The sequence below is a fragment of the gamma proteobacterium symbiont of Lampromicra miyakona genome (genome assembly GCF_059730895.1).
Genome location: NZ_AP035932.1, coordinates 3,114,691 through 3,129,614 on the forward strand (window position 1 = coordinate 3,114,691; position 14,924 = coordinate 3,129,614).

Sequence of the window (14,924 nt, forward strand, 5' to 3'; positions counted from 1 at the left end):
GCAGGGGAATCTCTCGTTTGCCGGTTTTTTCAGCTTAACGACGCTTTTCCACGCAAAATCAGCGGCTTCAGGCGCGCCACAGGCAGCTGCCGCCCTTCTTTTGCACCAGATCGAGCCGGCTCTCATGCGCCATTATCTCTTCATCGCTGGCGCTAACCACGCGCAGGCCGGCGCCCGGACGAACGATGCGCTGAATGTGCTCGCCTGCCACCTGATTGCTCTGCTCGCCTTCCATCGAAAACGCCAGCGAGGTCTGGCCGCCGGTCATGGTGAGGAACACTTCGGCCAGAATCTCGGCATCAAGCAAAGCGCCGTGCAGCGTACGTTTGCTGTTGTCGATCTCGAAACGGTTACACAGCGCATCCAGGCTGTTGCGTTTGCCCGGAAACATTTTACGCGCCATCGCCAGGCTATCGGTGATCTGACAGAAGGTTTCTGTCTTGCCGATGTCACGCTGCAGCATGGCAAATTCGTAATCCATAAAGCCGATGTCGAACGAAGCGTTATGAATCACCAGCTCCGCGCCGCGAATGTAATCGAGGAATTCGTCGGCGATTTGCGCAAAGGTCGGTTTATCGGCGAGGAATTCATCGGCAATACCGTGTACGCCGAACGCTTCCGGATCCACCAGCCGATCGGGCTTGAGATACATATGGAAGTTGTTGCCGGTCAGGCGACGGTTGATCACCTCAACCGCACCGATTTCAATGATGCGATGTCCTTCGTAATGCACCCCGATCATGTTCATGCCGGTGGTTTCGGTATCGAGGACGATCTGGCGGTTATTTGCAGTGCTCATAGGACTCGTTTTATGTCAGACTTGGCGTTTTGTCAGAAGGAAGTCTACCAGAGATGCGCAAACAGGTAGAAATATTCACCGATGGATCCTGCCTGGGCAATCCCGGTCCCGGCGGCTACGGCGCCATTCTTCGCTACCGCCAGCACGAGAAATTATTCAGCGCCGGCTACCGCCTTACTACCAATAATCGCATGGAGCTGATGGCGGCCATTGTGGCACTGGAAGCGCTGACCCAGCCGTGTGACGTGGTGCTCAGCACCGACAGCCAGTACGTGCGCCAGGGCATCACCAGCTGGATTCACAACTGGAAAAAGCGCGGCTGGAAAACCGCAGAAAAGAAGCCGGTGAAGAACGTTGATCTGTGGCAGCGACTCGACGCGGCGCTCAGCACCCATCAGATTCAGTGGGAGTGGGTAAAAGGCCATGCCGGTCATCCGGAGAACGAACGCTGCGATGAACTGGCACGCAGCGCTGCCGGCAATCCTTCCCTCGACGATATTGGCTATCAGGTTGAGTCCTGATCGCTGGCTTCACGAAACTGCCGCGTGGCATTGACCGCTGGCCGTAACTGGGTTTTGCCGGGCATCATCTTCACTTTGCCCGGCGTCAGCGGGAAGGTGCGCTTACGTGCTACCACAATGTTAAGACAGCCCAGCGCCGGCAGGTGCGTGCTGATCATCTTGCCGCCCTGGCGGTGCCACGGCACCACCTGAAAGCGCGTACGATACACCACTTCATAGTTGAGTAAGCTCAGCCAGTCGAGCAGGCGCACCTGGCTGAACATCCGTCCGCTCCACGGTGCGCGGCGCTGTAATCCGGGCAGGCCTTTACTGATGCCCAGCAGGCTGAATGGATTGAAGCCGCTGATAATCATCCAGCCGTCATCAATCAGTACACGATCCACTTCGCGCAGTACGCGGTGCGGATCCTGGCTCCAGGCCAGCGTGTGCGCCAGCAGACAGGCATCAATCGATTTGGCTTCAAACGGCAACTGTGTTGCGCTGGCGATGACGTGCAGCCCATCGCCCTCATCGCCCACATTAACCTGATGCGATATGGCACACTGGCGGGTATTGATTTCTGCGCTGAGGCTGCCAATTTTAAGCATATGAAAGCCGTACAGCTTGCCGAGATACGGTTGCAGTTGCTGGGTTAACGCGTCGCGGAAATAGTCGCCCCAGGGCATATCCTGCCAGGAGCGCGGCGCAGTCAGGATTTGGCGTGTTTTCGCTGGCTTCATGCTCTACCATTTTCCTTTTTCTACGACCTGAGAGGTGTTTATGAATCTTACCAGTATTCCCGCGTTGCAGGATAACTACATCTGGACACTGAACGATGAACAGGGACGCTGTCTGATCGTCGATCCGGGTGAAGCCCGGCCGGTGCTGGAAAAAATTCGCGCCAATCACTGGCAGCCGCAGGCCATTCTGCTGACCCATCATCATCACGATCACGTGGGCGGCGTTAGCGAACTGCTGGAGCACTATCCACAACTTGAGGTTTATGGTCCGCAGGAGACCGCCGATAAAGGCGCGCGCACTATTCTCAGTGACGGTGATGAATTTACGCTGCTCGGGCTAAATTTCCGCGTCATCGCAACGCCTGGACACACTTTAGGACATATCTCATATTTCAGCTCACCTTATCTTTTCTGTGGCGATACGATGTTTTCGGGTGGCTGCGGACGACTGTTCGAAGGCACTGCGCAGCAAATGTTTGAGTCGTTTCAGTCGCTTAATCAACTCCCTGCCGATACGCTTATCTGCTGTGCGCATGAATACACTTTATCCAATATGAAGTTTGCTGCGGCTATTCTGCCTCAGGACCCGAAAATTTTGGCAAGGTATCAGCAAATTAAGGACTTACGCGCAGAAAATCGCATTACTTTGCCAACAAAACTGGCGCTGGAGCGTGAAATAAATTTATTCCTGCGTACGCAAGACCCTGATTTGCAAAAGGCTTTAGGCATTAATGTGTCGTCGGCTCCGTTATGGCAGACTTTTGCCGATCTACGCGAGAAGAAAGACCGTTTTTGATATTTCTGGTTGTGTTGTGCCGGTCGCTAACGTATAGTTGCTCGTCTTTTAAGCGAACTATTGACACACACATGAAGGCTAAAGCGATATTACTCGCCTCGGTCTTGCTGGTTGGATGTCAGGCATCAAGGAATGACGCCAGTATCCCGGTACAGCATGCACAGAGTCTGTCTTCAGCTGGTCAAGGTGAAAATGGAAAGTACGGAGATCGCTTGTTGTCGCCGCGCTGGCAAGATGATGGAACCAGCCTCGCAGAAGACACTGATCTCTGGAATCACATTAGTGACGAGTTGAAGATGGGGATTCCGGAAAACCCGCGAATCCGCGAACAAAAAACAAAGTACTTAAAAAATAAGAGCTATCTCCACGATGTAACATTACGGGCAGAGCCGTACATGTACTGGATTGTCGAGCAGATACAGAAACGTAAAATGCCGATGGAACTGGTACTGCTACCCATAGTGGAGAGCGCTTTTGACCCACACGCAACCTCTTCTGCGAATGCCGCTGGCATCTGGCAGATCGTTGCGCAAACGGGCAAAAACTATGGTTTGAAACAGAACCAATGGTATGACGGACGCCGCGATGTGGTGGCCTCAACCAAAGTTGCGCTGGATATGATGCAACGTCTGAACGGCATGTTTGACGGTGACTGGTTACTGACCATCGCCGCCTATAACAGCGGTGAAGGGCGTGTGCTGAAGGCGATGAAACAGAACAAGGCGCGCGGTAAGCCGACCGACTTCTGGCATTTATCGCTGCCACGCGAGACTACGGTTTACGTACCTAAAATGCTGGCCCTGAGTGATATTCTCAAGAACAGCAAACGTTACGGTATTAAGCTGCCAACCGCCAATGAGAGCCGTGCACTGGCTCGCGTTGAAGTGGGACAGCAGATTGAACTGACGCAGGCCGCAGATATGGCCGGTATGTCGCTCAGCAAGCTGAAGACATTCAATGCCGGGTATAAAAACGGCACCACCGCGCCAAACGGACCGCACTATATTATGGTGCCAAAGTCCAACGTGGCTCAGCTGCGCAATTCACTGGCTTCCGGTGATATTGCTGCGGTACAGCCCGGCGAGCTGGCGAAAGTCAGCGCTGCAGGCAATAGCTATAAGGTCCGCAAAGGCGACACCTTATCGGGCATTGCCAGTAAGCTTGGTGTGAGCGTTAGTGCACTGAAGCAGCAGAATAACCTGCGCAGTGCGTCAGTACGCATCGGTCAGACACTGACCGTTGGCAGCAAAGCTGGCGCGTCGCAGCTGGCGGATAACGGCAACAGCATCACCTATCGTGTACGTAAGGGTGATTCTTTTGCCAGTATCGCCAAACGTCACGGTGTTAACACCAAAGACGTGATGCGCTGGAACAGTGACGCTAAAGACATTCAGCCCGGCGACAAGCTGACGCTGTTTGTGAAGAATAGCGCAACACCCGATACCTGATGCACCGAAAAGGCTGACTTTTGTCAGCCTTTTTCATTATTTACCTTTTCCCTTTCCCGCAGTCAGATACACTCACGCGTAAACCTCGTTATTTTCGCCGTTGCGCCATGCCTTTAGCAGCCTGAAGTGGTTTATTGAGCAGGATGCGGCTTCAGCGCTGTGAATCATTCGCCTTTGGCGCGCCGCGCCTGGCTTAGCGTTTAGCCGCGCCGGGACTGAATTCAACCAGCAGAGGATTATGGTCAGAGGCACGCGTCACCAGCACCGACGCCTCGCTGACTTTCATGTCGCGGTAAAAGACAAAGTCCAGCGGGCGGCCAAAGGCCTTGCGCCGATGATCATCAGTAAAGTTTACTTCGCGCAGCGCCATCTCACGGGCAAAGCGGTAGAGCGCGTTCATACGCTGGCGGCTCCAGGCATTGAAGTCGCCGGCCATGATCACCGGCCCGCGATGATGCTGGATTTGCTCGCCAATCGGCCCCAGCTGTTTGCTGTACACATCAACGCCGAGGCTGAAATTGACCGCATGAATGTTGACCACCATCAGCATTTCGCCGGTGGGAAGCGGATAGGCAGTGACCAGAGCGGATTTAGACAGCCTCAGTAGCGGCTCACGTTCACGCAGCGGACAGCAGTAGACCGGATGGGCAGAAGCCAGCGTCATGACGCCAGAGGGGTGTTGCGGCAGCACAAAGGCCGGTACCTGATCGGCCGCCAGATAATTACTGGTGGCGAACTGCACCAGTTCCGGGGTGGTCTGCGCCTCCTGCAGCAGCACCAGATGGGCATCTTTACCGAAGCCCTGCAGTACTGACATCCAGTCTGCCCGCTGCTGTTTGAAGATATTCCACACCAACACGCGCAGGGTTGGGTCGGCTGGCAGCGGTGCACCGGGCGGTAACGCCTGCCCAAGATGCAGCATCGCCCCTGGCGGAAAAATCCGCTCAGCAGGCTGACCTGCTACATACCGCATTGCATAAGTTTTTTTTCGCACTGTCCCGCCTGGCTGATTTTCGACTACAACTTCACCTGACTGTTATAGGGATTTTAGCGCGGGGTTTCAATTGCTGTTATTGATTGTCGGAATTCGCCTCACAGCCAGCAACGGCAACAGCCCGCCATGCGGCAGGCTGTTGTGCGGCTTATTCAGTAATGGCTGCCGCGCGTGGCTTATCCAGCTGGCCGCTGAGGCGGACCAGCAGCAGAGCCGCAAACACGATGACGGCACCCACCCATGGCGTCTGCGCCAGACCGTAATGTTCCACGATGTGACCACCGACGGTTGAACCCAGTGCGATGCCAATATTAAAGGCCGCGATATTCAGCCCGGACGCGACATCAACCGCGCCTGGCGCATAGTGTTCGGCCTTTTGCACCACGTAAACCTGCAGGCCCGGTACGTTAGCAAAGGCAAAGACGCCCATCACCAGCACCGTGAGCAGCGCGAGGTAATGCATGCTGGCGGTGAACTGGAATACTATTAACAGAATGGCCAGCGCGATAAAAATCAGCGTCAGCGCCGGTACCGCCCCGCGGCGATCGGCGAGCCTGCCGCCCCAGATATTTCCGATAGCCACCGCAATACCGTACCCCAGCAGCACGCCGCTGACGGCGGTCGGCGAGAAACCGGCCAGTGACTGCATCATCGGTGCCAGGAAGGTAAAGGTGGTAAAGATGCCACCGTAGCCCAGCGCCGTAATCGCGTAAATCAGCAGCAGACGCGGATTGATCATTACCGCGGCCTGTTGTGCCAGTGAAGTGGCAGGCGGCTGTGCGATGTTACGTGGTACCAGTATCATGCTGCTGACCAGCGCAATCACGCCCAGCAGAGAGACCGCCAGAAAACTTTCACGCCAGCCAAAATGCTGACCAATCAGTGTGCCAAGCGGTACGCCGGTGACCAGCGCCACGGTTAAGCCGCCAAACATGATGGCTATCGCACTGGCAGCCTTCTCTTTGCTTACCAGGCTGGTGGCAATGGTTGAGCCGACGGAGAAGAAAACGCCGTGCGCCAGTCCGGTCAGCAGACGCGCCATCACCAGCGTTTCATAGTTGGGTGCCAGCCAGGCCACCAGATTACCGACGGTAAACAGCGCCATCAGCCCCATCAGCAACTGCTTGCGCGGCAGCTTGCCGGTTAAGGCGGTGAGCACTGGCGCACCGACGGCCACGCCAAGCGCGTAGATGGATACCAGCATCCCGGCAGAAGGTAACGTAATGCTGAGCTGTTCAGCGATGGTCGGAATCAGCCCGACGATAACAAACTCGGTGGTTCCGATAGCGAAGGCGCTGATGGTCAGCGCCCAGAGTGCAAGTGGCATGGTTGACTCCCAATAATGTTTTGATGGGCGCCATTATCGACTCGTGCTTTAATAACAAAAAGAAGCAAAGTAACAATAAACTTTTGCCTGAGGAGGCATAATGAAGGCATCTTCAGAGGAGTTAAAAGTCTTTATCGCTGTGGTGGAAAGCGGCAGTTTTAGCCGTGCAGCGGAGCAGTTACAGATGGCCAATTCAGCGGTGAGCCGCACGGTGAAGAAGCTGGAGAACAAGCTTGGCGTGTCGCTGCTGACGCGTACCACCCGTCAGCTGGCGCTGACTTATGAAGGCGAACTTTATTTCCGGCGCGTGCAGAAGCTGATCCTTGAGATGGCGACGGCAGAGAATGAGCTGATTGAGCGCCAGCAGGCGCCACAGGGCGTGCTGCGCATCGACGCGGCAACACCGGTGATCCTTAACCTGCTGATGCCGATGATTAAACCCTTTCGCGAGCGCTATCCGGCGGTCACGCTATCGCTAATCTCCTCTGAAAGCTTTATTAACCTGATCGATCGTAAAGTGGATGTCGCTATTCGTGCTGGGGATTTAACCGACTCCACGCTGCGTGCCCGGCTGCTGTTCACCAGCTATCGTAAAATGGTCGCTACGCCAGCTTATCTGGCGAAATATGGCACGCCGGCGTCGGTGGAGGCGCTGGCACAGCATCAGTGCCTCGGCTTTGTCGAGACGCCTCGTCTCAATCGCTGGCCAGTTTCGGCCAATGGCAGCGATCTGTATGAAATTGACGCGGCGATGTCATCAAACAGCGGAGAGACAATCAAGCAGCTGTGCCTGAACGATCAGGGTATCGCCTGCCTGTCGGACTTTATGGTGAATGCGGAAATTGCGTCGGGCACTTTTGTTGAGGTGCTGGCGCACCAGTCGGTACCGGTTGAGATGCCTTTTAATGCGGTGTATTACAGCGATTTAGGGGTGAGCCAGCGCGTGCGGGCCTTTATTGATTTTCTCAGCGAGTGGGTCAGAGATCAGCCCTGGCGCGTGCAGGGCTGATGCATGGGAGAATTAATCCCAGTCTGGTGCCAGACCTTCCGGGCTGACCAGACGCTGCTGACGATCCAGCGCGGCGATCTGCGCCATGTCGTCCGCATCCAGTGTCAGATCCTGCGCCGCCATATTGCTGGCCAGGTTCTCACGTTTGGTTGAGGAGGGGATCACGGCATAACCCAGTGCCAGTGCCCACGCCAGGACGATCTGCGCGGGTGTGGCCTGATGTTTCTGCGCAATCTGCTTTATCACCTGTTCTTTTAACGCTTCGCCATATGCCAGCGTCATGTATGAAGTGATGTGAATGCCCTGCTGTTTCGCGAACTCCACGACCTGGCGATTTTGCAGGAACGGGTGCAGCTCAATCTGGTTGGTCGCAATGTTCTCTGCGCCCACAGCGGCAATGGCCTCTTTCATCAGGGCAATCGGGAAGTTAGAGATACCAATCTGACGCGTCAGTCCCGCCTCTTTCGCCGCCATCAATGCCTGCATGCTCTCTTTGACCGATACCGCTGCACCCGGCGATGGCCAGTGAATTAGCGTCAAATCGACATAGTCGGTACGCAGTTTCGCCAGGCTCTGCTGTAGGCTGGGGATCAGTTTGTCGGCGGCGAGATTCTCAATCCAGATTTTAGTGGTGATAAACAGCTCATCACGTGCCACGCCGCTTTCGGCAATAGCCTGACCTACGGCAGCTTCGTTTTCATAAATTTGAGCGGTATCGATGGTGCGATAACCGAGTTCCAGTGCGGTTTTCACTGAATGAATAACGACATCGTCCTGCAGACGAAATGTTCCTAAACCAAAAGCGGGGATTGTCATGTTTTCCTCATCATTGCGTTGAATGTTGCGATGAGGCGTATTTTGGCAGGATTATTGTTGCTGAAAAATCCGCTTATGAGCAGAGGAATTTTGCGTTTTACTCAACAATGTCGGGTTTTTAGCGGACATGAAAAAGCCCTGACTTCACAGTCAGGGCTTCTCAATTTAAGTGGCGGAACGGACGGGGCTCGAACCCGCGACCCCCTGCGTGACAGGCAGGTATTCTAACCAACTGAACTACCGCTCCACCGATTCTGTACTGATATCAGACCGTCGCTGATTTCAGGTGTTTCGCCCTTTCCGCGTCACCGGGAAGGTCACGACCCGATTAGGGGTCTTAAATTGATGCCTGGCAGTTCCCTACTCTCGCATGGGGAGGCCCCACACTACCATCGGCGCTACGGCGTTTCACTTCTGAGTTCGGCATGGGGTCAGGTGGGACCACCGCGCTGTTGCCGCCAGGCAAATTCTGTTTTCGTCCGCGTCTTTCGCGCTCTGACTGCGTTGCCCCGCTCGCGCCGCTCAGTCACATACTCGTGTATGCTCCTTCACGTCGTCTCGCGTGCCGCCTTGTCACAGCACAAAATCCACTGGACGTAATCCGGTGAACAAAGCTGAAAATTCTTTCGGTCTCTCGGACCAAAACGCCTCTGGCGTTGTAAGGTTAAGCCTCACGGGTCATTAGTACCGGTTAGCTCAACGCATCGCTGCGCTTACACACCCGGCCTATCAACGTCGTCGTCTTCAACGTCCCTTCAGGACCCTTAAAGGGTCAGGGAGAACTCATCTCGGGGCAAGTTTCGTGCTTAGATGCTTTCAGCACTTATCTCTTCCGCACTTAGCTACCGGGCAGTGCCATTGGCATGACAACCCGAACACCAGCGGTGCGTTCACTCCGGTCCTCTCGTACTAGGAGCAACCCCCCTCAATTCTCCAGCGCCCACGGCAGATAGGGACCGAACTGTCTCACGACGTTCTAAACCCAGCTCGCGTACCACTTTAAACGGCGAACAGCCGTACCCTTGGGACCTACTTCAGCCCCAGGATGTGATGAGCCGACATCGAGGTGCCAAACACCGCCGTCGATATGAACTCTTGGGCGGTATCAGCCTGTTATCCCCGGAGTACCTTTTATCCGTTGAGCGATGGCCCTTCCATTCAGAACCACCGGATCACTATGACCTGCTTTCGCACCTGCTCGAGCCGTCACTCTCGCAGTCAAGCTGGCTTATGCCATTGCACTAACCTCCTGATGTCCGACCAGGATTAGCCAACCTTCGTGCTCCTCCGTTACGCTTTGGGAGGAGACCGCCCCAGTCAAACTACCCACCAGACACTGTCCGCAGCCCGGATTACGGGCCTACGTTAGAACATCAAACATTAAAGGGTGGTATTTCAAGGTTGGCTCCACGCAGACTGGCGTCCACGCTTCAAAGCCTCCCACCTATCCTACACATCAAGGCTCAATGTTCAGTGTCAAGCTATAGTAAAGGTTCACGGGGTCTTTCCGTCTTGCCGCGGGTACACTGCATCTTCACAGCGATTTCAATTTCACTGAGTCTCGGGTGGAGACAGCCTGGCCATCATTACGCCATTCGTGCAGGTCGGAACTTACCCGACAAGGAATTTCGCTACCTTAGGACCGTTATAGTTACGGCCGCCGTTTACCGGGGCTTCGATCAAGAGCTTCTCCTTGCGGATAACCCCATCAATTAACCTTCCGGCACCGGGCAGGCGTCACACCGTATACGTCCACTTTCGTGTTTGCACAGTGCTGTGTTTTTAATAAACAGTTGCAGCCAGCTGGTATCTTCGACTGGCTTCGGCTCCGGGAGCAAGTCCCTTCACCTACGCGCCAGCGTGCCTTCTCCCGAAGTTACGGCACCATTTTGCCTAGTTCCTTCACCCGAGTTCTCTCAAGCGCCTTGGTATTCTCTACCTGACCACCTGTGTCGGTTTGGGGTACGATTTCGTGTTACCTGGAGCTTAGAGGCTTTTCCTGGAAGCAGGGCATCAGTTACTTCACCGCCGTGGCGGCTCGTCATCACGCCTCAGTGTTAAAGAAGACCGGATTTGCCTGGTCTTCACACCTGCACGCTTAAACCGGGACAACCGTCGCCCGGATAACCTAGCCTTCTCCGTCCCCCCTTCGCAGTAACACCAAGTACAGGAATATTAACCTGTTTCCCATCGACTACGCTTTTCAGCCTCGCCTTAGGGGTCGACTCACCCTGCCCCGATTAACGTTGGACAGGAACCCTTGGTCTTCCGGCGAGCGGGCTTTTCACCCGCTTTATCGTTACTTATGTCAGCATTCGCACTTCTGATACCTCCAGCGTGCCTCACAGCACACCTTCAGCGGCTTACAGAACGCTCCCCTACCCAACAACACATAGTGTCGCTGCCGCAGCTTCGGTGCATGGTTTAGCCCCGTTACATCTTCCGCGCAGGCCGACTCGACCAGTGAGCTATTACGCTTTCTTTAAATGATGGCTGCTTCTAAGCCAACATCCTGGCTGTCTGTGCCTTCCCACATCGTTTCCCACTTAACCATGACTTTGGGACCTTAGCTGGCGGTCTGGGTTGTTTCCCTCTTCACGACGGACGTTAGCACCCGCCGTGTGTCTCCCGTGATAACATTCTCCGGTATTCGCAGTTTGCATCGGGTTGGTAAGCCGGGATGGCCCCCTAGCCGAAACAGTGCTCTACCCCCGGAGATGAGTTCACGAGGCGCTACCTAAATAGCTTTCGGGGAGAACCAGCTATCTCCCGGTTTGATTGGCCTTTCACCCCCAGCCACAAGTCATCCGCTAATTTTTCAACATTAGTCGGTTCGGTCCTCCAGTTAGTGTTACCCAACCTTCAACCTGCCCATGGCTAGATCACCGGGTTTCGGGTCTATACCCTGCAACTTAACGCCCAATTAAGACTCGGTTTCCCTTCGGCTCCCCTATGCGGTTAACCTTGCTACAGAATATAAGTCGCTGACCCATTATACAAAAGGTACGCAGTCACCTAACAGGTAGGCTCCCACTGCTTGTACGTACACGGTTTCAGGTTCTGTTTCACTCCCCTCGCCGGGGTTCTTTTCGCCTTTCCCTCACGGTACTGGTTCACTATCGGTCAGTCAGGAGTATTTAGCCTTGGAGGATGGTCCCCCCATATTCAGACAGGATACCACGTGTCCCGCCCTACTCGTCGGACTCACAGCTCATGCATCTTCGTGTACGGGGCTGTCACCCGGTATCGCGCGACTTTCCAGACGCTTCCACTGATGCACAAGCTGATTCAGGTCCTGGGCTGCTCCCCGTTCGCTCGCCGCTACTGGGGGAATCTCGGTTGATTTCTTTTCCTCGGGGTACTTAGATGTTTCAGTTCCCCCGGTTCGCCTCGTTAACCTATGTATTCAGTTAACGATAGTGTGTCGAAACACACTGGGTTTCCCCATTCGGACATCGACGGCTGTAGCGGTTCATATCACCTTACCGTCGCTTTTCGCAGATTAGCACGTCCTTCATCGCCTCTGACTGCCAGGGCATCCACCGTGTACGCTTAGTCGCTTAACCTCACAACCCACAGGCGTTTTGCAACGCTGCGGACTGCAAGCATTTGAGAGACCCGAACGCATCGCCATTTCATTCTTATTACGGAGAATGAACGCGACGCGTCGTTTCAAATTTTCAGCTTGTTCCGGATTGTTAAAGAGCAATATCTCAAACACGACGTTACCGTCAGTTTTGAGATATTCTGTGGAGACACCTTTCACCTGTCACCAAGCAGTGGCGTCCCCTAGGGGATTCGAACCCCTGTTGCCGCCGTGAAAGGGCGGAGTCCTAACCGCTAGACGAAGGGGACACAAAGTGTCACGACTTCGCAGCCGTCCTGCTCGTTACTTTTCTATCAGACAATCTGTGTGAGCACTTCGCGGGAAAGTATCTTCAGGTAAGGAGGTGATCCAACCGCAGGTTCCCCTACGGTTACCTTGTTACGACTTCACCCCAGTCATGAATCACAAAGTGGTAAGCGCCCTCCCGAAGGTTAAGCTACCTACTTCTTTTGCAACCCACTCCCATGGTGTGACGGGCGGTGTGTACAAGGCCCGGGAACGTATTCACCGTAGCATTCTGATCTACGATTACTAGCGATTCCGACTTCATGGAGTCGAGTTGCAGACTCCAATCCGGACTACGACGCACTTTATGAGGTCCGCTTGCTCTCGCGAGGTCGCTTCTCTTTGTATGCGCCATTGTAGCACGTGTGTAGCCCTGGCCGTAAGGGCCATGATGACTTGACGTCATCCCCACCTTCCTCCGGTTTATCACCGGCAGTCTCCTTTGAGTTCCCGGCCGAGCCGCTGGCAACAAAGGATAAGGGTTGCGCTCGTTGCGGGACTTAACCCAACATTTCACAACACGAGCTGACGACAGCCATGCAGCACCTGTCTCAGAGTTCCCGAAGGCACCAAAGCATCTCTGCTAAGTTCTCTGGATGTCAAGGCCAGGTAAGGTTCTTCGCGTTGCATCGAATTAAACCACATGCTCCACCGCTTGTGCGGGCCCCCGTCAATTCATTTGAGTTTTAACCTTGCGGCCGTACTCCCCAGGCGGTCGACTTAACGCGTTAGCTCCGGAAGCCACGCCTCAAGGGCACAACCTCCAAGTCGACATCGTTTACGGCGTGGACTACCAGGGTATCTAATCCTGTTTGCTCCCCACGCTTTCGCACCTGAGCGTCAGTCTTCGTCCAGGGGGCCGCCTTCGCCACCGGTATTCCTCCAGATCTCTACGCATTTCACCGCTACACCTGGAATTCTACCCCCCTCTACGAGACTCAAGCCTGCCAGTTTCAAATGCAGTTCCCAGGTTAAGCCCGGGGATTTCACATCTGACTTAACAGACCGCCTGCGTGCGCTTTACGCCCAGTAATTCCGATTAACGCTTGCACCCTCCGTATTACCGCGGCTGCTGGCACGGAGTTAGCCGGTGCTTCTTCTGCGGGTAACGTCAATCGGCAAGGTTATTAACCTCACCGCCTTCCTCCCCGCTGAAAGTACTTTACAACCCGAAGGCCTTCTTCATACACGCGGCATGGCTGCATCAGGCTTGCGCCCATTGTGCAATATTCCCCACTGCTGCCTCCCGTAGGAGTCTGGACCGTGTCTCAGTTCCAGTGTGGCTGGTCATCCTCTCAGACCAGCTAGGGATCGTCGCCTAGGTGAGCCATTACCCCACCTACTAGCTAATCCCATCTGGGCACATCCGATGGTGTGAGGCCCGAAGGTCCCCCACTTTGGTCTTGCGACGTTATGCGGTATTAGCTACCGTTTCCAGTAGTTATCCCCCTCCATCGGGCAGTTTCCCAGACATTACTCACCCGTCCGCCACTCGCCACCCAAAGAGCAAGCTCTTCTGTGCTGCCGTTCGACTTGCATGTGTTAGGCCTGCCGCCAGCGTTCAATCTGAGCCATGATCAAACTCTTCAATTTAAAGTTTGATTTGCTGCAACGAGTGCAGCGATGCTCTGTGAATTAAACTTCGTAATGAATTACGTGCTCACTCAGCAAAGACTTGATATTTTTTAAAGCCCGTAGGCTTGTGATATCAATCCTGCGAGTGCCCACACAGATTGTCTGATAAATTGTTAAAGAGCGGTGCGACGCGGCGTTCGGCCTGCTGTCGCGAGGTGGCGTATATTACGCTTTCCTCCTTCAGAGTCAAACACTTTTTTTAGCGTTTTTCTCCGGCGGGGTGAATCGCTTCACGCCCTGCTGAGCCGCCTGCGTTGCCGCTTTGCCGTCTCAGTGGTGGCGCATTATAGGGCGAACTTATGGAAGCGCAAGTGCAAATTTCAACTTTTTTACTGTTCGCTTAAGATTTGTGCAGAAGGCCTGATTTCAGGCCTTTTTCATGCGCGCCGGCAGCTCTGCGAGACTATCAATCACCCAATCCGCAGCCGCTTCGCCTTCGGCGGTGACCGGCTTACCACTGCGCACCAGCACTTTGGTTCCCACACCTGCCGCCTGCGCTGCCAGCATATCTTCCAGCTTATCGCCCACCATATAAGAAGCCGCCATATCGATGTTCAGGTGTTTCTGTGCCGAAAGCAGCATGCCCGGTTGCGGCTTGCGGCAATCGCAAGTCTGGCGGTACTCCACGACCGTTGCATCTGGCAGATGCGGACAGAAATAGATGCTGTCGAGATCGACATCGCGATCGGCCAGCGACCAGTCCATCCACTCGGTGAGTTGCATAAACTGATCTTCGGTAAACATGCCGCGCGCGATGCCAGACTGGTTGGTCACCAGCACCAGCGCGTAGCCCATCTTCTTTAACGCCTGCAGCGCTTCAATGGTGCCATCAATAAACTGAAAATTATCGATCTCATGAACATAGCCGTGATCGACATTCAGGGTGCCATCACGATCGAGAAAAATAGCCGGGACTGGGTTCGCCACGTAGAAACTCCTGCTGCAAATAGTGCCGCGCAGTATCGCAT

Annotated in this window: 9 protein-coding genes, 2 tRNA genes, 3 rRNA genes and 1 pseudogene; 4 read left to right on the forward strand and 11 right to left on the reverse strand. The window is 54.6% G+C overall.

The annotated features are described in order from the left end of the window. Positions 1–67: 67 nt before the first annotated feature. Positions 68–799 carry a DNA polymerase III subunit epsilon gene (dnaQ, locus tag AC6I8P_RS14680; RefSeq protein WP_058776026.1) on the reverse strand — a complete coding sequence of 244 codons (732 nt, stop codon included), beginning with the start codon at positions 797–799 and terminating at the stop codon, positions 68–70. On the opposite strand from dnaQ, the pseudogene rnhA reads away from it, so the two are divergent. Beyond that, positions 753–1,320: pseudogene (gene rnhA, locus AC6I8P_RS14685) on the forward strand (ribonuclease HI). The gene dnaQ and the pseudogene rnhA sit on opposite strands and share 47 nt — an antisense overlap. Here the strand turns inward: rnhA and AC6I8P_RS14690 are convergent. Then, entirely contained in the window at positions 1,305–2,039 is a 735-nt protein-coding gene (locus AC6I8P_RS14690; protein ID WP_021507307.1) for a class I SAM-dependent methyltransferase, read from the reverse strand. The pseudogene rnhA and the gene AC6I8P_RS14690 sit on opposite strands and share 16 nt — an antisense overlap. Positions 2,040–2,079: 40 nt before the next feature. On the opposite strand from AC6I8P_RS14690, the gene gloB reads away from it, so the two are divergent. Together gloB and mltD are read left to right on the forward strand one after the other, a co-directional pair. Next, complete coding sequence (gloB, locus tag AC6I8P_RS14695) at positions 2,080–2,835, forward strand: hydroxyacylglutathione hydrolase (RefSeq protein ID WP_480308914.1); 756 nt, start codon at positions 2,080–2,082, stop codon at positions 2,833–2,835. A gap of 71 nt (positions 2,836–2,906) precedes the next feature. Continuing rightward, positions 2,907–4,283 (forward strand): murein transglycosylase D, encoded by a 1,377-nt coding sequence (mltD, locus tag AC6I8P_RS14700; protein ID WP_031279674.1) that lies wholly within the window; start codon positions 2,907–2,909, stop codon positions 4,281–4,283. A 193-nt stretch (positions 4,284–4,476) separates the two neighbouring features. On the opposite strand, the gene AC6I8P_RS14705 is transcribed toward mltD, so the two are convergent. Both AC6I8P_RS14705 and AC6I8P_RS14710 read right to left on the reverse strand, forming a co-directional pair. Then, positions 4,477–5,277, reverse strand: a complete 801-nt coding sequence (locus AC6I8P_RS14705) for an endonuclease/exonuclease/phosphatase family protein (protein WP_031279675.1) — start codon at positions 5,275–5,277, stop codon at positions 4,477–4,479. Positions 5,278–5,425: 148 nt separating this feature from the next. Continuing rightward, on the reverse strand, positions 5,426–6,604 hold the full coding sequence (locus tag AC6I8P_RS14710; protein ID WP_498030692.1) for an MFS transporter: 1,179 nt from the start codon (positions 6,602–6,604) through the stop codon (positions 5,426–5,428). Between the two features lie 100 nt (positions 6,605–6,704). On the opposite strand from AC6I8P_RS14710, the gene yafC reads away from it, so the two are divergent. Further along, positions 6,705–7,613, forward strand: a complete 909-nt coding sequence (gene yafC / locus AC6I8P_RS14715; protein WP_498030693.1) for a DNA-binding transcriptional regulator YafC — start codon at positions 6,705–6,707, stop codon at positions 7,611–7,613. Between the two features lie 12 nt (positions 7,614–7,625). On the opposite strand, the gene dkgB is transcribed toward yafC, so the two are convergent. The 7 genes from dkgB to gmhB form a co-directional block, all read right to left on the reverse strand. Continuing rightward, positions 7,626–8,429 (reverse strand): 2,5-didehydrogluconate reductase DkgB, encoded by an 804-nt coding sequence (gene dkgB, locus AC6I8P_RS14720; protein WP_136547731.1) that lies wholly within the window; start codon positions 8,427–8,429, stop codon positions 7,626–7,628. A 170-nt stretch (positions 8,430–8,599) separates the two neighbouring features. Next, positions 8,600–8,676 (reverse strand) — tRNA-Asp (locus AC6I8P_RS14725). A gap of 100 nt (positions 8,677–8,776) precedes the next feature. Then, positions 8,777–8,892, reverse strand: a 5S ribosomal RNA gene (gene rrf, locus AC6I8P_RS14730). Between the two features lie 197 nt (positions 8,893–9,089). Further along, positions 9,090–11,995, reverse strand: a 23S ribosomal RNA gene (locus AC6I8P_RS14735). A 214-nt stretch (positions 11,996–12,209) separates the two neighbouring features. Beyond that, a tRNA-Glu gene (locus AC6I8P_RS14740) sits at positions 12,210–12,284 on the reverse strand. An 88-nt stretch (positions 12,285–12,372) separates the two neighbouring features. After that, positions 12,373–13,914, reverse strand: a 16S ribosomal RNA gene (locus AC6I8P_RS14745). The 16S, 23S and 5S rRNA genes sit together here with 2 tRNA genes alongside, the layout of an rRNA operon. A gap of 408 nt (positions 13,915–14,322) precedes the next feature. Then, entirely contained in the window at positions 14,323–14,883 is a 561-nt protein-coding gene (gene gmhB, locus AC6I8P_RS14750) for a D-glycero-beta-D-manno-heptose 1,7-bisphosphate 7-phosphatase (RefSeq protein ID WP_238561161.1), read from the reverse strand. Positions 14,884–14,924: the final 41 nt, after the last annotated feature.